The following is a 16,748-nucleotide window of genomic DNA, read 5'->3' on the forward strand; positions in this document are numbered from 1 at the left end:
CGGGTCACCGGCCCGCCGGCACCCGCCCCGCGGCCGCGGCGATCGAGTCGAGCAGGCCCGCGACGGCCCGGACCAGGGCGGAGTCCCCGGACTCGACCAGACTGCGGCCGGCCACCAGGGCACGGTCCACCGCCGCCTGGTCCTCGGGCAGGAAGGTCAGCCGACGGGCGCCGAAGCCGGCCAGCATCGCGGCCACGTCGCGCTCCCGCCACCCGAGGCTCGGTCGCATCCGGTTGACCACCACCTGCGGCTCCGCGCCGGGGACCGCCTCGGCCAGGTCGTGCAGCCCCCGGGCCAGACGGGTCAGCCCCACCGGGTCGGCGCTGCCGACGACGACGATCTCGTCCGCGAGGGCGAGCGCCTCCAGGGTGAGCCCGTTGCGCTCGGGTCGCGAGCCCATCTCGCCGGCCGGGTCCTGCTCCAGGCAGAAGCCGGTGTCGAGCACCACCTGCGTCTGCCGCCGGGCCCGCTCGACCAGCTGCTCGAGCGTGCCCGGACGGACCTCCACCCAGCGGTCGGCACGTGGCAGCCCGGTGACCAGCCAGAGCCGGTCGGAGAGCCGCCGCTGGACGGTGGCGACCCGCTCGGCGAGGGTGCCGGACGCCGCCAGCCGGGCCGCGGCGAGCAGTCCCGAGACCTCGTCGAGCACACCGAGCTGCTGCGCGACGCTGCCGCCGTAGGGGTCGGCGTCGACGAGCACGGTGGTCAGCTCACGGCGGGCGAGCTCGGCCGCCAGGGCGGTCGCGACCGTCGTCCGGCCGGGTGCTCCGCCAGGACCCCAGACGGCGACCACACGGCCCGGCGCCAGGCCGGCCGGTGCCGCCTCGGGCGGCGGGGTGGTCCTCACCCGCGGCACCGTGGCGGCAGCGGGCTCACCGGGCGCGGTGCGCACGGCGGCGACCAGGTCGTCCAACGGGTCCTGCCCGACGACCTGGCGGATGCCGATGCGCTGGGCGGCCGGTCGCGCCGTCATCGGGTCCTCGGCCACCGCCACCACCCGCACCCCGTGCTCGGCGAGGCGGTCCACGACAGTGGTGTCGAGACCACCCACCTCGACGCCCACCACCGCGACGTCCGCCTGACCGGTGCTGGCAGCGGCCAGCAGGTCGTCGACGTCGACGCAGCGCTTGAGCACCACCACCCCCGGATGGGCATTGAGGACACCGAACGCCGAGGACTCCCAGGCGGCACCGGTCGAGACCAGCAGCGCGATGATCACCGCAGACTCCCCCGGCGCTCGGGAGCGGGCGAGGGCCGGCTCATCCGCGCTGCACGATCCGGATCACCGGATCGTCCATCGCGGCCAGCAACGCCTCGAAGCCCTCGACCCGGTCCTCCGGGACCGCGACCACGATCTGCCGGAAGCCCGAGACCGCGAAGGCCTCCTGGTAGGCGGGCGCCTCGACGACGCCGACCCGCTCCAGGGCCCGGCCCTCGCCGTCGCTGCGACGTACCCCGCGGTCGTCGACGTAGACGTCGACCTCCGAGCCGACCGTCACCGAGGGCGGGACCCGGTTGGGCTCCACCTCCAGCGGGACCTGGAGCAGCGAGCGCTCGGTCGCCGGTACCACCGCCGAGCGCGCCAGCAGCTCGCCACCGCCGACGGAGCGGTTGAGCACCAGCCCGCCCGGCAGGTCGGTCGCCGCGCTGTAGTAGAGCGACTCGTCCTCGCCGTCGGCGAACCGGACGCGCCGGACCGCCACGTCGTCGGGTCCGATCTCCGTGCCGCCACCGAGGTCCACGGAGACCACCCACACCGGGACGGTCTCGTCAGCAGCGGCGAGCAGACGGGCGCCGGCGAGCACCGACGCGCAGAGGAGGAGGACACCGATCCACAGTCGCGGATCCCTCCAGCCCGCGCGCCGCGTGCGGCTGGCGAGCGGAGGGACCGGACCAGGAGAATTCCCGAGATTCCTGGACACGGTCACCCATCTTGGCGGCAACTCGTCCGGGCGTCACCTGGTCCTCCACAGGGTGGGCGGGGCGACCTTCGCCGGGGCCGATGGAGGTGGGACGATGACCAGCATGGCCCCCTCCCCGCGCTTTCTGACCCTGGCCGACGTGGCCGAGGTGCTGAACACGTCCAGCGCCCAGGTGTACGCGCTGGTGCGGCGGGGCGACCTCCCGGCGATCAAGATCGGTGGCCGGGGTCAGTGGCGGGTGGAGAGCAGCAAGCTCGAGGAGTACATCGAGCAGATGTACTCCGAGGCCCGCCAGTTCGTGGTGGACCACCCGTTCGTGGAGTCCGACAGCACCGAGTGAGCCGACCGCCCCAGCGGCCGGGTCAGCCCACCTCGCCGTCGAGGGTGACCTCGACGTTCTGCTCCTCCTCGCCCCGGACCACGGTGAACTCGATCGTCTCCCCGGGCTGGTGGGTGCGGATGGCCACGATCAGCGCGATCCCGTCGGTGACCATCTGACCGTCGACCTGCGTGATCCGGTCGCCCTTCTCCAGCCCGGCGTCCTCGGCCGGGCTGCCCTCGACGATCTCGTCCAGGACGGCACCGTCGCCCTCCGTGACTCCCCCGGTCTGCACCTGGGCGCCGATCACCGGATACTCGGCCTCACCGGTGCGCAGGATCTGGTCGGCGGTGATCCGGACCTGCTCCACCGGGATCGCGAAGCCGACGCCGATGTTGCCGGCATCGCCGGAGGCGCCGCCGTTGGTCGCGATCGCCGAGTTGACCCCGACCACCTGGCCACGCAGGTCGACGAGCGGGCCACCGGAGTTGCCCGGGTTGATGGCCGCGTCGGTCTGCACGGCGTTGATGTAGGACGAGTCGTCCGCGGAGTCCCCGGTGGTGACCGGGCGGTTCTTGGCGCTGACGATGCCGGAGGTCACCGTGGCGCTGAGCCCCAGCGGTGAGCCGATCGCCACCACCGGGTCGCCGACCCGCAGTGCCTCCGAGCTGCCGAGCGTGGCGGCCTTGAGGGCGGCGTCCTCCTCGATCTGCAGCACCGCGAGGTCGTAGACCGGGCTGCGGCCGACCACGGTGGCGTCGTGCCGCGTGCCGTCAGCGTCGACGACCTCGATCGCCCCGTCGTCCTGCGCGGCGTCGGCGACCACGTGGTTGTTGGTGACCACGTGTCCCTGCCTGTCGAGGACGAAGCCGGAGCCGGTGGCGCCGTTCGCCTCGCCGCCGAACTCGGCGATGATCTGCACCGTGCTGGGCAGCACGGCGTCGGCGACGGCGGCCACCGAGCCTCCGTCCTCGAGCGGCGGGAGCGGCTCGAGGTCGACGTCGTCCAGACCACCGGCGTACCGTCCGTCGCCGCCCTCGATCCACTCGTCGTAGATCGCGGCTCCGGCCACGCCGCCGCCGAGCCCGAGCAGCAGGACCAGCGCGGCGACGCCGAGCCCGCGCAGCACCCGGGGGCCGCCGCTGTTGGCACGGTGGCGGTGCACGGTCAGCTGGTCGACCGGCAACGGCGTGGTGATCGGCGGAGCGCTGGGCGGCGGCCCGGCGGCGGTGCCCTCGGTGGTCGCGGCGGCCGGGCCCTCGGCGCCGGTCGAGGGGGCCACGGACTCCGTGCTGGTCGCGGGGAGCGCGGACGGCGGCGGGGGCGGCGGTACGGCGCCCGGCGGCGTCAGGGGCCGGTCGTCGGCGCTCGGCGGCGCCCACTGGCCCGACCCGACCGGGTCCGACGTCGGAGCGGGCTCTCCGGGGACGGCGCCGGGCATCGCCTCGGGCATCGCCTCGGGTGTGGCCTCAGGTGTGGCCTCAGCCGCAGTCGCCGGCGTCTCCGGCTGCTCGGCGTCGGGCCGTCCGGGGCGCACCGCCTGGATCGGCGCGGTCTCCTCGAGTCCGTCCTCGCCGGGACGGCCGGTGCCCGCGGCGTCGTCGGCGTCAGGACCCGGGACGTCGCTCTGATCGTCGTTCACGCGTCACATCATGGCCGATGGGACCACACGCGAGCCGCCCACCCTCAACGGGCGGGCGTGGCTCTCACCCGAAGAACCGGTCGACCGGTGCGGGAAGACGGCTGGCGACGTTGCGGACCGCGGAGCCGCCGGCGGGGGTGCGCTGGGAGGTGCTGCCCGCGCCCTGGCCCGGGGTATGGCTGGGGGGCTGGCTCGGCGTCGCCTGGTTGATCTGGGTGACCGGCGGACGACGCTCGGCGGTGCCGGTGCCGGGTGCCACGCCGAGTGCCACCACTCCGAGCAGCGCGGCGCCCAGAGCGCCTCCGCCGATGACCGCCATCCCGCCCGGCAGGGAGCGACGCGGGGTCGCCGGAGCGGCCATCAGCCGCTCGCCGGGGTGAGGTTCATCAGCGAGCCCTTGAGGTCCGCCGGCGTGCACCGGGCGTCGAGGCCGGCGAGCCGGGTCTTCACCCAGCCTTCGTGCTCCACGAGGTCACGGCACCGGTGGCAGGCGTAGACGTGCGCCCACGCCTCCTCGGCCTCCGCCGGCGCCATCTGTCCGTCGAGCAGCGCGCTGACCCTGGTGCCGAGGTGCCCGATCATGCGGTCGCCCCGGGCACCAGGCCGGGCCGGGTCGGGCCGGCGTACCGGGTGCGCCCGTCCACGGGCGCGCGGTGGGCCAGGGCACTGCGCAGCATCGCCCGGCCACGGTGGATCCGGGAGCGCACGGTGCCCAGCTTGGCACCGAGGATCTCGGCGATCTCCTCATAGCTGAGGCCCTCGATGTCGCACAGCACCACGGCGGCGCGGAAGTCGGGGGGCAGCGCGGCGAGAGCGCTCTCCACGTCGTCGTCGAACATCCGGTCCGCATAGGCCGCCTCGGGCGGCGCGGCGGCGCTGGCCAGCTTGGCGGCCCGCTCGTCGGTCAGTGCGTCGAACCGGATCCGCTGCTTGCGACGGGCCTGGTCCAGGAAGAGGTTGGTGGTGATCCGGTGCAGCCACCCCGCGAAGGTTCCGGGCGTGTAGGTGTGCAGCGAGCGGAACACCCGGACGAAGACCTCCTGGGTGAGGTCCTCGGCGTCGTGACGGTTCCCGGTCAGGCGCAGGGCGAGGCGATACACCCGGTCGGTGTGCTCCTCGACGATCTCCTGCCACTCCGGGGCGACCCACTCCTGCCCCGGCTCCGTCTGCGACGTCATCTCGGCATCCCTCTTCCGCTTGGTCCGTACCAACCCTGACGACTCCTTCACGCTAGATGCGTCTCCTGAGGTTTCCCTGTGAAAGAGCACAACGGTCGGCACGGACCCGTTGTTCCCGGCCGACACACCGGTCGCGCATGCCGTCGCAGCGCCCGACGGCCTAGGGTTGGCGCGTGGCCCTGACACCGATCAACCCCACCAGCTGGACCTATGCCGAGGAGTACGTCGCCGAGGACCCCGTCCTCGCCGCCGCGCGAGCTCGTGCCGAGGAGGTCGGGGTCGCCGCGATCGGCAGCGGTGGCGGCGCCGCACTGCGATTCCTCGCCGCCGTGCTCGAGGCGCGGGCAGTGGTCGAGATCGGCACCGGCACCGGCGTCTCCGGTCTGTGGCTGCTGCGCGGGATGCGGCCCGACGGGGTGCTCACCACCGTGGACGTGGAGACCGAGCACCAGCGTCTGGCGCGCGAGTCGTTCAAGGACGACGGGATCGCACCGCAGCGGGTGCGCACCATCGCCGGCGCCGCGCTCGACGTCCTCCCTCGGCTCACCGACGGCCACTACGACCTGGTCTTCGCCGACGGCGACAAGATCGAGTACAGCGCCTACCTGGACGAGGCGCTGCGGCTGCTCCGGCCCGGCGGCGTGGTGGCCTTCGACAACGCGCTGTGGCACGACCGCGTGGCCGACCCGGCGCAGCGCGACGAGCAGACGACGGCGATCCGGGAGCTGGTGGTGCGGATCGCGGAGACCGAGGGCCTGGTGCCGGCGCTGCTGCCGGTCGGCGACGGCCTCCTGGTGGCCAAGAAGGTCTGGTTCCCCGAGGGCTGATGCGGGCCCGCGGGTCCCCTCAGCCCGGAGCCAGGCCCGACCTGGCTCCGAGCCCACGAGGCTCCGGGATCAACCCGAGATGCCGGAGACCGGGTCCGCGGACCCCAGCCAGGTCAGCAGCAGCCGCGGCCCGAACCCGGAGGGGCCCGGGGTCCACTCGTGCCACTCCTTCTCCACGTCGCCGACCGACGCGATGTCCAGGTGGGCCCAGGGCACCTCGCCGGTGAAGGCCTTCAGGAAGAGCGCGGCGACGATCGCCGGCGGCCCACCCGGGGCGTTGTCGGCGTCGGCGACCTTCGAGGCGAGCTTCTCCACGTAGCCGGCGTGCAGCGGCAGTCGCCACAGCGGCTCACCGGCGTACTCGCCGGCGTCGCGCAGCCGGGCGGCCAGGGTGTCGTCGGTGGCGAACAGGCCGCCGACCTGCTGGCCGAGCGCGACCTTCACGCCGCCGGTCAGCGTGGCGACGTCCACCACCACGGTCGGGGCGAGCTCGGCGACGGCATAGGCCAGCGCGTCGGCGAGCACCAGCCGTCCCTCCGCGTCGGTGTTGTTGACCTCGGTGGTCCGCCCACCCCAGTGGGTGATCACGTCACCGGGACGCAGCGCGCTGCCGGAGACCGCGTTCTCGGCGGCGGGCACGAGGCCGATGACGCGCACCGGGCAGTCGACGTCGGCCAGCGCCGCCATCGTCGCCAGCACCACAGCGCCCCCGGTCATGTCCCGCTTCATGGAGGTCATGCTCTGGGCGGGCTTGAGGCTCAGCCCGCCGGAGTCGAAGGTGATGCCCTTGCCGACCAGGACGACGGTCGGGAGCTTCTTGGCGGCTCGCGCCGAGACCCCCGCCGGGGTGTAGTCGAGCCGGATCAGCCGCGGCGGGGTCGCCGACGCCTGACCGACACCGAGGATGCCGCCGAAGCCGTCGCGGGCCAGGTCGGTCTCGTCCCAGATCCGGCAGTCCAGACCCGCGGCGGTCGCGATCTCCTCGGCCTGGTCGGCCAGCCACGCGGGGTTCTTCAGGTTCGACGGCACGGTGGCCAGCATCCGCGAGCGCCAACCCGCCCCGCCCAGGGCGACCGACCGCGCGAGGGTGCCGGCGTCCTCGGGCACGTCCGCGCCGAGGGCCAGGACCACCTTGCCCACGGGCAGCTCGGCCGGCCCGGTCGAGCGCCAGTGGAAGCCGAACGAGCCGAGGGTCATGCCGACCACGAACGCCTCGATCGCGTGCGCCGGGTCGTCGGCCACCGCAGGCACCGACGTGGCCACGGCGGCGCGGCCCTTGACGGCCTTCGCCAACGCGGCTCCGGCCCGTCGTACGTCGACGGGTCGGCCCTCGCCGACCCCGACCAGCAGCACCAGACGCAGGTCCGGGTTGTCGGCCGTGCCCTCGGGCGTGACGACCGGCGAGGTCTCCCCGACCGCACCCGTCATCCGGTGCGTCTCGGCCACGGCGAGCAGGTCCAGGCCGGCCTGCTCCTCCAGCTCGACGGCGCCCGGACCCAGCACCAGGTCACCGGTGTCCGCTCCCGGCTGCACCGGGAGCGCGATCACCTCGACTCCGACGATCGCCCCCGGGACGAGCGCACTGAGTGCGAACTCCGGCGGGGCGACCTGGGCCGGGAGAACGGCTCGCGTCACCCGAGCACGTTCTGGAGGGCGTCGCCGAGGGCTCCGGCCTCCTCGGCGTTGAGCTCGACCACCAAGCGGCCGCCGCCTTCGAGCGGAACCCGCATCACGATCCCCCGGCCTTCCTTGGTGACCTCGAGCGGACCGTCACCGGTCCGCGGCTTCATCGCCGCCATGCGGCACCCCTTTTCGATCAGAACTGGCACTCATGCTGCAGAAGGTCAGCGACGACCATTATCCCCTACCGACCCGAGGCCGCGCAGCCACCCATGGGTCTCAGGTGTGGGCTGCGCCACCGACGTCGCCCTCCGCGGCCGCATCCGGAGCGCCGGCGACCGGCTCCCGGGCGTCCCTTCCCGGCTCTGCTCCCGGCTCGGCACGACCCTCCGCCGACGACCGATCCGGGGCAGCCGCCTCCATCTCCGCGGTCAGCCGGGCGAGCAGCGCGTCCACCTCCGCCATCCGGTAGCCCCGGAACGCCAGCGGGAAGCGGACCGCGTGCAGGTCGGCGGCGGCCAGCGGCCGGTCGGCGGGCACCAGGGTGTCCGGGCGGTCGTCGTACGTCGGGCGCATCGGCTCGCCGTGACCGGCGGCCAACATGGCGATCCCGCCCATCGCGAGCACGATCAGGACCGCGAAGACCCACATCATCATGGCGTTGCCTCAGCCGTGCCGCTCGCGTGCCTCGACCATCAACGCGACCGCTTCGTCGACGTCGTCGGTGAGGGTGAGCATGTCGAGGTCGGTCTGCTTGATGCGCCCGTCGCCGAGCATCGAACCCTGCATCCAGTCCAGCAGTCCCTGCCAGTGCTCGACCCCCATCAGCACGATCGGGAACTGGGTGATCTTGAGGGTCTGGGCCAGGGTCATCGCCTCGAAGAGCTCGTCCAGGGTGCCGAGCCCGCCCGGCAGCACGACGTAGCCGCGGGAGTACTTGACGAACATCATCTTGCGGACGAAGAAGTAGCGGAAGTTCATGCCGAAGGTGACGTACTCGTTGAGCCGGGCCTCCCAGGGCAGCTCGATGCCGAGCCCGATGCTCTCCCCGCCCGCCTCGGCGGCGCCCTTGTTCGCGGCCTCCATCGCTCCCGGGCCGCCGCCGGTGATCACGGTGAAGCCGGCCTCGACCAGGGCTGCGCCCACCTTGACGCCGATCTGGTAGCCGGCGTGCTCCGGGGGATCCGGGCGGAGCCGAAGACCGAGATCGCCGGCCCGAGCTCGGCGAGGTCGTTGAACCCCTCGACGAACTCGGCCTGCATCTTCAGCACCCGCCACGGGTCGGTGTGCACCCAGTCGCTGTCGCCGCGGGAGTCCAGCAGCCGCTGGTCGGTGGTCGACCCCTCGGGCCGCCCCTTGCTCGGCCGCGGTCCTGGTCCGGTACGTCGGGTCATCGGGTCTCCTCCTCATCGGCGCCGGGCTGACCGGAGCCGTCGGTGAGCCAGGCCCGCAGTGCCTGCTCGCAGGCGACGATGCGGGACTTGAGCACCTTCTCGTCCTTCTTGTGGGCGTATTCGGCGTCCCCGGGCCCGTAGTTGACCGCCGGGACCCCCAGGGCGGAGAACCGGGCCACGTCGGTCCAGCCGAACTTCGGGCTGACCGGCATCCCGACCGCGGCGATGAACTCCTTGGCGGCGGGACGGTCCAGCCCGGGCAGCGCGCCGGGCGAGGAGTCGGTCACCGTGAGCTCGTGACCGGTGAACACCTCGCGCAGGTGCTCCAGCGCCTGCTCCTCGCTGCGATCCGGGGCGAACCGGTAGTTCACGGTCACCACGCAGGCGTCGGGCAGCACGTTGCCGGCCACCCCGCCGGAGATCGCGACCGCGTTCAGGCCCTCGCGGTACTCCAGCCCGTCGATGACCGGCCGGCGCGGTCGGTAGGCCTCCAGCGTCGCCAGGATCGGGGCGGCCGCGTGGATCGCGTTGCTGCCGGTCCATGCCCGCGCGGTGTGCGCACGCTCGCCGGCGGTGCGGATCTCGACGCGGATCGTACCCTGGCAACCGGCCTCGATCTCCGCCCGCGAGGACTCCATCAGGATCGCGAAGTCGGCGGTCAGCAGGTCGGGGCGCGCGGCGGCCAGCTTGCCGAGCCCGTTGTGCACCGCGGCCACCTCCTCGGCGTCGTAGAGGACGTAGGTGAGGTCGCGGTTCGGCCGGGTCAGCTCGGTGGCCAGCTTGATGATGACCGCGTCACCGCCCTTCATGTCGCTGGTGCCGAGGCCGTGCAGGTACTCCCCGTCGTCGCGGGAGGGAAGGTTGTCGTTGACCGGGACCGTGTCCAGGTGCCCGGCCAGGATCACCCGCTCCGGGTGGCCCAGCTCGGTGCGCGCCACGATGGTGTTGCCGTGGCGCTCCAGCCGCAGGTGGTCGCACCCGGCCAGCGCCGCCTCGACGGCGTCCGCGATCGGCTTCTCGTCGAAGCTCACGGACTCGATGTCCACGAGCTGCCGGGTCAGGGTCACCACGTCGGCGGCGGGGTCGATCACGGTCGGTGCGGAAACGTCGGAGGGCACGGCACCAGTCAATCAGGTGCCGTGCCCTCCGCGATCCGCCCGGCCCGAGCCGGTGACTCCCGGCTCAGACGCGACGGATCGCGATCCGCGCCTTCTCGTCGTCGCCGACCGTCACCTCGGTGGCCGTCCCGGACGCCGCGCCGCCGACGTCGTACGACGTCGCGAGGGTCTCCCCCGCGATCAGCGACTCGTGCGTGGTCGCCGCCGCGAGCACCGCGTCCGGCCCGGTGACGCTCAGGGCGATCCGGTCGGTGACCTCCAGCCCGCTGTCACGGCGCAGCTGCTGCACCGCCCGGACCAGGTCGCGGGCCAGACCCTCCGCGGCGAGCTCGGCGGTCACCACGGTGTCGAGCACGACGAAGCCGCCGTCGGGGAGCATGCCGGTCGCCGCCCCCTCGGCCGCGGAGCCGACCACCGTCTCCAGGGTGTACTCACCCTCCTGCAGGGCCAGCCCACCCGCGGTCACCGCGCCGTCGGCACCGACCGACCAGTCACCGGACTTGGAGCCCTTGATGGCCGTCTGCACGTCCTTGCCCAGGCGCGGTCCGGCGGCCCGGGCGTTGACGCTGAGCTTCTGCTCCACGCCGTAGCCGGCGGCCTCGTCGGAGTCGGCGGCGACCAGGCGCACGGACTTCACGTTCAGCTCGTCGGCGATGATCGCGGTGAACGGCTGCAGCGCGGCAGGGTCATCGACCACCACGGTCAGCGTGGCCAGCGGGAGCCGGTTGCGCAGCCGGGCCGCCTTGCGCAGCGCCGAGGTCGAGGAGCAGATCGCCCGCACCTCGTCCATCGCCGTCACCAGTGCGTCGTCGGCCGGCAGCGCCTCGACCCGCGGCCAGTCGGCGAGGTGGACCGAACGCTCGCCGGTCAGGCCACGCCAGATCTCCTCGGTGGTCAGCGGAAGCAGCGGCGCGACCGCGCGGCACACCACGTCGAGCACCGCGGCGAGCGTCTCGAACGCCTCGACCCCGCCCTCCCAGAACCGCTCCCGGGAGCGGCGCACGTACCAGTTGGTCAGCACGTCGAGGAAGGCCCGCGTGGTCTCGCACGCGTCCGCGATCGCGTAGGCGTCGAGCTGCTCGGTCAGCTCCTCGACGAACTGCCGGGTCTTGGCGAGCAGGTAGCGGTCCAACGGGTCGGTGGAGTCGGTGCGGCCCGCGGCGTCGTAGGACTCCGCGTTGGCGTAGAGGGCGAAGAAGTACCACGTGTTCCAGAGCGGGATCATCACCTGGCGCACCGCGTCCCGGATGCCCTGTTCGGTGACCACCAGATTGCCGCCGCGCAGGATCGGCGAGGCCATCAGGAACCAGCGCATCGCGTCGGCACCGTCGCGGTCGAAGACCTCGGAGACGTCCGGGTAGTTGCGCAGCGACTTCGACATCTTGTTGCCGTCCGAGCCGAGCACGATGCCGTGGCTGATGCACGAGGAGAAGGCGGGCTTGTCGAAGAGCGCGCTGGCCAGGATGTGCAGCGTGTAGAACCAGCCACGGGTCTGGCCGATGTACTCGACGATGAAGTCGGCCGGGAAGTGGCCGACCGCCGAGCCGTCGTCGGTCCCGGCGAACCAGTCCTTGTTCTCGAACGGGTAGTGGACCTGCGCGAAGCTCATCGAGCCGGAGTCGAACCAGACGTCGAGGACGTCGGCCACCCGGCGCATCGTCGACCTGCCGGTCGGGTCGTCCGGGTTGGGGCGGGTCAGGTCGTCGACCCAGGGCCGGTGCAGGTCCGGCTCGCCGGCGGCGTTGCGGGGCAGCCGGCCGAAGTCGCGCTCGATCTCCTCGAAGGAGCCGTAGACGTCGATGCGCGGGTAGGCCGGGTCGTCGGACTTCCAGACCGGCACGGGCGAGCCCCAGAACCGGTTCCGGGTGATCGACCAGTCGCGGGCACCGGCGAGCCACTTGCCGAACTGCCCGTCCTTGATGTGCTCGGGCACCCAGCGGATCTGCTGGTTGAGCTCCCCCATCCGGTCCTTGAACGCGGTGACCTCGACGAACCAGGAGCTGACGCCCTTGTAGATCAGCGGCTCGCGGCAGCGCCAGCAGTGCGGGTAGGAGTGGTCGTAGGTCTCCCGGCGCAGCAGCACCGTGCCCGCGGTGACCGACCCGGCCGCCTCCCCGCGGGTCGCCGCCTTGAGGTGGTCGATGATCTGCAGGTTCGCGTCGAAGACCAGCATCCCGGCGTACTCGGCGACGGGCTCGGTGAACCGGCCGTCCTTGCCGACCGGCATCACCGGCGCGATGCCCTCGCGGTCGGTGACCTCCTTGTCGACCTCGCCGAAGGCGCCCGCACTGTGCACCAGGCCGGTTCCGTCCGTGGTGGTGACGGCCTCGTCGGCGGCGACCACGCGGAACGCGTTCTCGTGGTCGGCGTAGTAGGAGAACGGCGGCGTGTAGCGACGGCCGACCAGGTCCGCCCCGCGGTAGCGGCCGAGCACCTCGGGGTCCTCGCCGAGCTCGCGGACGTAGGCGCCCAGCCGGGCCTCGGCCAGCAGGTAGCGCGCGGTCCCGTCGGTGCCGGGCACGCCGGCCTCGACGACGACGTAGTCGATGTCGGAGCCGACCATCACCGCGAGGTTGGAGGGCAGCGTCCACGGGGTGGTGGTCCAGACCAGCACGTGCGCGCCGTCGAGGACCGGGTCGGCGCCGGTCCCGGCCAGCGTGAAGCCGACGGTCACCGCCGGGTCCTGGCGCATCTGGTAGACGTCGTCGTCCATCCGCAGCTCGTGGTTGGACAGCGGGGTCTCGTCGTTCCAGCAGTACGGCAGGACGCGGAAGCCCTCGTAGATCAGCCCCTTGTCGAAGAGACTCTTGAACGCCCAGATCACCGACTCCATGAACTCCGGGTTCATGGTCCGGTAGTCGTTGTCGAAGTCCACCCATCGGGCCTGGCGGGTGACGTAGTCGCGCCACTCGCCGGTGTACTTGAGCACCGAGGCGCGGCAGGCGTCGTTGAACTTGTCGATGCCCATCTCGACGATCTCGTCAGTGGTCTTGATGCCGGCCAGCCGCATCGCCTCGAGCTCTGCGGGCAGGCCGTGGGTGTCCCACCCGAAGCGCCGCTCGACCCGCTTGCCGCGCATCGTCTGGTAGCGCGGGACGATGTCCTTGACGTAGCCGGTGAGCAGGTGGCCGTAGTGGGGCAGGCCGTTGGCGAAGGGCGGACCGTCGTAGAAGACGAACTCGTTCTCGCCCCGCTCACCCGGCTCGCGCTGCTCGACCGACGCCCGGAAGGTGTCGTCCTCGGCCCAGTAGGCCAGCACCCGCTCCTCGATCTCGGGGAACCTCGGGGAGGAAGGGACGGAGCCGTGACCGGGGGTCGGTCCGGCGGAGGGATCGGTGGTGACCTTCGGATAGGTCATGGCTGGCGGTCTCCTGCGGTGCGTGGCCTGCGTGGCGATGGTCGAACTCGTGCTCTCCCACGAGGACGACGTCAGCCGCGGTACCACCTCGCTTGCCGCCCGGTGCTGCGTGGACGACCGCTCGTTGCCGGCTGTGACGGGCCTACCCGCCGGGTTCTACTGGGGCCCGGTGCTGCGTGAGCCTGTTCTTCCCGGGGCTCGCCGCTGATGACGGCTCGAGCGCCTGTCCGTCCAGAGTACGGCGCCGCTCGCCACCCGCGCGAATCGGATTCCGGCCAGGCCGGGTTCCCCGGGGACCTGGCGGCACCCCGATCCACCCCGGCCGGCGCCGTACCGGCCCGGTTGCCACCGGGCCGGGGCGATCCGGGATCATCGAGCCGTGTCCTACCTCCTCGACGATGCCGTCGCGACCGAGCCGCTGGGCGACGGTGTGCACCGCGTCCAGCTCACGGCCGACTGGCACACCGCCAACGGCACCCCGAACGGCGGCTACATCCTGGCCGTCCTGCAGCACGCGGCGATGCGTGAGGCCGCGCACCCGGACCCGCTGAGCATCGCGATCACCTACTTCCGCCCGGCCGTGGCCGGCGAGGCCGAGGTCCGGGTCCGCGAGGTGCGGGTCGGGCGACGGGTCTCGACGTACGACGCGATCCTGGTGCAGCACGACAAGGAGATCGCGCACGCCGTGCTGAGCACCCACGACTGGGACGCCACGGGCTCCATCGAGCACACCCCGCACGCGGCGCCGGAGATCCCCGGTCCGGAGGAGTGCCCGGACTCCAGTGGGCTGATCCCGCCCGGGATGATGGCGATCCTGGACCGGTACCGCTACGCGATGCCCGAGGCGCCGGGCTGGCTGTCGGGCAACCCGTCGGGGGTGACCGAGTCACTGGCCTGGATCCGCTCCGCGGACGGCCGGCCGGTGGACGCCCTGCTCGCCGGCGCGATGGTGGACGCCTTCTGGCCGGTGACTGCTGAGATCGGGCACGTCGCCTCGGCGACGATCCAGCTCACCGTGCACTACCGGCGTCGCGCCGAGAACACGCGGTGGGCGCTCGGCCACGTCACCAGCCGGCACGTGATCGCCGGCTACCACGACGAGGACGTCGAGCTGTGGGACGAGCACGGCCGGCTGATCGCCCAGGGACGGCAGCTGGCGATCCTCAGCGGCGGCTGAGCCGGCCGACCCGGTTGACCGGGTTGACCCGGGCGGCGACCGCCGGTCAGAGGGTGGCCGCGACCTTCCACGCCGAGTGCACCGCACCGTGGATGTAGCCGACCTCTCCGGCGTCCCCGACGACCTCGACCTTGAGCCCGGCCGCACGCAGGTCGTCGGCGAGCGGCGCCGCGGCGGCGGTCCCCTCGGCGTAGAGCACCATGTCGGCGGTGGCCGAGTGCTGCTCGCCGGCCCGGTCGCTCCACTCGACGCCGTGCTCGGTGATCCGGTCGACGGTGACGTTGCGGTGGATCGCCACGCCGTGCTCGCCGGCGTTGCGCACCGCGGTCCAGCGCCGCGGCATCGCCATCGGCAGACCCAGCTGCTGCGACTCGTGCAGCAGGGTGACCCGACGGCCACGATGCGCCAGGAACTCGGCGAGCTCCAGCCCGACCAGGGAGCCGCCGACCACCACGACGTCCTTGCCCACCGGCAGGAACCGCTTGGTGAGCTCACGCACCGCCGACGGGCTCCGGGTGACGCCGGAGAGCTTGCCCATCCGCCCCAGCGCGCGCAGCACCACGCCCGCGTCGGCCTTCTCCGCGCTGCCCAGCATCAGCGCGCGGAGGGTGTCGCCGGTCTGCACGATCGGCAGGTCGCCACCCGGCACGTCCGGCCGCGGGCGGACCGCGCCGGTGGCCACCACGACATGGTCGGGCGCCAGCGCCCGGACGGTCTCCACGGTCGCCTCGGTGCGCAGCCGGACGTCGATGCCGAGCCGGGCGACCTCGTCGCCGAGCCAGGTCAGCAGCCGCTCGTTGTCGGGGGTGGTGAGGGTGGAGAACCACAGGGTGCCGCCGATCCGGTCCGACTTGTCCAGCACCGTCACCCGGTGGCCGCGCTCGGCCAGCACCCGTGCGCTCTCCAGCCCGCCCGGGCCGGCGCCCACGACCACCACGTGCTCGCGGGTACGGGTCGGCAGCAGGGGGAGGATCGTCTCGGTGCCCAGGGCCGGGTTGACCGCACAGAAGGGGGTGTCGTCGAAGAAGTTCTCGTTGACGCAGAGATAGCAGTTGATGCAGGGACGCACCTGCGCGGCGCGGCCCTCGCGCAGCTTGTTCGGCAGCTCGGGGTCGGCCAGCAGCTGACGTCCCATCGCCGCGAAGTCGATGTCGCCCGCCGCGATCGCGTCCTCGGCGATCTCCGGAAGCATCCGGCCCACGGCGATCACCGGGATCGAGACGCGCCGCTTGATCGCGGCGGCCGCGTCCAGGTAGGCGCCCACCTTGTCCGGCAGCGGGCCTTCGGTGAAGTCCGCGAACGGGTTGCGCCCCCAGCCGGTGACGTGGATGGCGTCGGCGCCGACCTCCTCGAAGAGGGCCGCGGCCGCGGTGGACTCCGCCAGGGTGAGACCACCCTCCTGGCCGAACTCCTCTCCGGCGACCCGGACCAGCACGGCCAGGTCGTCCCCGACCCGCTCCTTGACGGCCCGGATCACGCGGCAGGCCAGGCGGGCCCGGTTCTCCAGCGCGCCGCCGTACTCGTCGGTGCGCAAATTGTCCCGGCGGTTCAGGAACGCGCCGAGGATGTAGCCGTGGGCCACGTGGATCTCGATCGCGTCGCAGCCGGCGGCGGCGACCCGGGCGGCCGCCTCGGCCCAGGTGAGGATCAGCGCGTCGATGTCCTCGAGCGTCATCTCGTGGTACGTCGCCTTCTTGCCCCCGGTGACCGCGGCCAGGCGCCCCAACTCCTCGGTGGTGCAGTCGACCATCGCCCGGTAGTCGAACTCGTAGTCGGGGATGCTCGGCGTCAACAGCGGCCGGTCGTTGATCGTGTCGATCCGGGCGATCTTGCCGTGGTGGGTCGACTGGATGCAGACCTTCCCACCGACCGCGTGCACCGCGTCGGCGAGGGCCCGCAGACCGGGGACGAACTGCTCCCCGGACAGCCCCGGCTCCTTCATCGAGGTGGCACCGACCGGGAAGTCGATGGCGCAGGCCCCGGTGATCACCAGGCCGGCTCCACCGGCGGCACGGGCGACGTAGTGGTCGATCTCCCGCTGCTCGATCACGCCGTCCTCGGAGACGTTCATGTCCATCGCCGGCAGGACGATCCGGTTGCTCAGCTCCATCGGGCCGATCCGGCCCGGTGCGGTCAGGTGCGGGAAGGTCCGGGGCTTGCTCACGGTGGTGAGGCTAGGCGGGTCCGCTCGCC

General features: G+C 72.8%; 17 protein-coding genes. 3 read left to right on the top strand and 14 right to left on the bottom strand.

Annotated elements, in window-relative coordinates; translation table 11 throughout:
* Positions 1–4: 4 nt before the first annotated feature.
* Together FIV43_RS10165 and FIV43_RS10170 are read right to left on the bottom strand one after the other, a co-directional pair.
* Positions 5–1,219 (bottom strand): AAA family ATPase, encoded by a 1,215-nt coding sequence (locus FIV43_RS10165; RefSeq protein WP_141014037.1) that lies wholly within the window; start codon positions 1,217–1,219, stop codon positions 5–7.
* Between the two features lie 40 nt (positions 1,220–1,259).
* Complete coding sequence (locus FIV43_RS10170) at positions 1,260–1,805, bottom strand: hypothetical protein (RefSeq protein ID WP_141014038.1); 546 nt, start codon at positions 1,803–1,805, stop codon at positions 1,260–1,262.
* 220 nt (positions 1,806–2,025) lie between these two features.
* Between FIV43_RS10170 and FIV43_RS10175 the strand changes: the two genes are divergently transcribed.
* Positions 2,026–2,262 (top strand): helix-turn-helix domain-containing protein, encoded by a 237-nt coding sequence (locus FIV43_RS10175; RefSeq protein WP_141015865.1) that lies wholly within the window; start codon positions 2,026–2,028, stop codon positions 2,260–2,262.
* A gap of 22 nt (positions 2,263–2,284) precedes the next feature.
* Here FIV43_RS10175 and FIV43_RS10180 read toward each other — a convergent pair whose 3' ends face one another.
* The 4 genes from FIV43_RS10180 to sigE all read right to left on the bottom strand — a co-directional run bounded on the left by FIV43_RS10180 (position 2,285) and on the right by sigE (position 5,061).
* Positions 2,285–3,883: a S1C family serine protease gene (locus tag FIV43_RS10180; protein WP_181407751.1), complete on the bottom strand. Its 1,599-nt coding sequence runs from the start codon at positions 3,881–3,883 to the stop codon at positions 2,285–2,287.
* A gap of 64 nt (positions 3,884–3,947) precedes the next feature.
* Positions 3,948–4,244, bottom strand: coding sequence for a hypothetical protein (locus FIV43_RS10185; protein ID WP_141014040.1), 297 nt, complete (start codon positions 4,242–4,244; stop codon positions 3,948–3,950).
* Positions 4,244–4,465, bottom strand: coding sequence for a hypothetical protein (locus FIV43_RS10190; RefSeq protein ID WP_141014041.1), 222 nt, complete (start codon positions 4,463–4,465; stop codon positions 4,244–4,246). The genes FIV43_RS10185 and FIV43_RS10190 overlap by 1 nt, the downstream gene beginning before the upstream one ends.
* The gene (gene sigE / locus FIV43_RS10195) at positions 4,462–5,061 is read right to left on the bottom strand and encodes an RNA polymerase sigma factor SigE (RefSeq protein ID WP_196781035.1); all 600 of its coding nucleotides are present in this window, start codon (positions 5,059–5,061) and stop codon (positions 4,462–4,464) included. The genes FIV43_RS10190 and sigE overlap by 4 nt, the downstream gene beginning before the upstream one ends.
* Before the next feature lie 173 nt (positions 5,062–5,234).
* Here sigE and FIV43_RS10200 point away from each other — a divergent pair, with 173 nt between their 5' ends.
* Positions 5,235–5,888 carry an O-methyltransferase gene (locus FIV43_RS10200; RefSeq protein WP_231123905.1) on the top strand — a complete coding sequence of 218 codons (654 nt, stop codon included), beginning with the start codon at positions 5,235–5,237 and terminating at the stop codon, positions 5,886–5,888.
* Between the two features lie 69 nt (positions 5,889–5,957).
* Here the strand turns inward: FIV43_RS10200 and FIV43_RS10205 are convergent, their stop codons facing one another.
* The 7 genes from FIV43_RS10205 to ileS form a co-directional block, all read right to left on the bottom strand.
* Positions 5,958–7,523 carry a leucyl aminopeptidase family protein gene (locus tag FIV43_RS10205; protein WP_141014043.1) on the bottom strand — a complete coding sequence of 522 codons (1,566 nt, stop codon included), beginning with the start codon at positions 7,521–7,523 and terminating at the stop codon, positions 5,958–5,960.
* On the bottom strand, positions 7,520–7,687 hold the full coding sequence (locus FIV43_RS10210) for a DUF3117 domain-containing protein (protein WP_141014044.1): 168 nt from the start codon (positions 7,685–7,687) through the stop codon (positions 7,520–7,522). The genes FIV43_RS10205 and FIV43_RS10210 overlap by 4 nt, the downstream gene beginning before the upstream one ends.
* A 100-nt stretch (positions 7,688–7,787) precedes the next feature.
* Positions 7,788–8,165 (bottom strand): DivIVA domain-containing protein, encoded by a 378-nt coding sequence (locus FIV43_RS10215; RefSeq protein WP_231123906.1) that lies wholly within the window; start codon positions 8,163–8,165, stop codon positions 7,788–7,790.
* Positions 8,166–8,174: 9 nt separating this feature from the next.
* Positions 8,175–8,654, bottom strand: coding sequence for an LOG family protein (locus tag FIV43_RS10220; RefSeq protein ID WP_456237760.1), 480 nt, complete (start codon positions 8,652–8,654; stop codon positions 8,175–8,177).
* Positions 8,618–8,902: a hypothetical protein gene (locus FIV43_RS24055; protein WP_456237761.1), complete on the bottom strand. Its 285-nt coding sequence runs from the start codon at positions 8,900–8,902 to the stop codon at positions 8,618–8,620. Before FIV43_RS24055 ends, FIV43_RS10220 begins: the two co-directional genes overlap by 37 nt.
* Positions 8,899–10,020 (bottom strand): succinyl-diaminopimelate desuccinylase, encoded by a 1,122-nt coding sequence (gene dapE / locus FIV43_RS10225; RefSeq protein ID WP_231123907.1) that lies wholly within the window; start codon positions 10,018–10,020, stop codon positions 8,899–8,901. The genes FIV43_RS24055 and dapE overlap by 4 nt, the downstream gene beginning before the upstream one ends.
* 64 nt (positions 10,021–10,084) lie before the next feature.
* On the bottom strand, positions 10,085–13,378 hold the full coding sequence (gene ileS / locus FIV43_RS10230) for an isoleucine--tRNA ligase (RefSeq protein WP_141014045.1): 3,294 nt from the start codon (positions 13,376–13,378) through the stop codon (positions 10,085–10,087).
* 379 nt (positions 13,379–13,757) lie between these two features.
* On the opposite strand from ileS, the gene FIV43_RS10235 reads away from it, so the two are divergent.
* Positions 13,758–14,555 (top strand): acyl-CoA thioesterase, encoded by a 798-nt coding sequence (locus FIV43_RS10235; RefSeq protein ID WP_181407752.1) that lies wholly within the window; start codon positions 13,758–13,760, stop codon positions 14,553–14,555.
* A gap of 46 nt (positions 14,556–14,601) precedes the next feature.
* Here FIV43_RS10235 and FIV43_RS10240 read toward each other — a convergent pair whose 3' ends face one another.
* Positions 14,602–16,719 (bottom strand): oxidoreductase, encoded by a 2,118-nt coding sequence (locus FIV43_RS10240; protein ID WP_141014047.1) that lies wholly within the window; start codon positions 16,717–16,719, stop codon positions 14,602–14,604.
* Positions 16,720–16,748: the final 29 nt, after the last annotated feature.

The sequence above is a fragment of the Nocardioides sambongensis genome (genome assembly GCF_006494815.1).
GTDB lineage: Bacteria > Actinomycetota > Actinomycetes > Propionibacteriales > Nocardioidaceae > Nocardioides > Nocardioides sambongensis.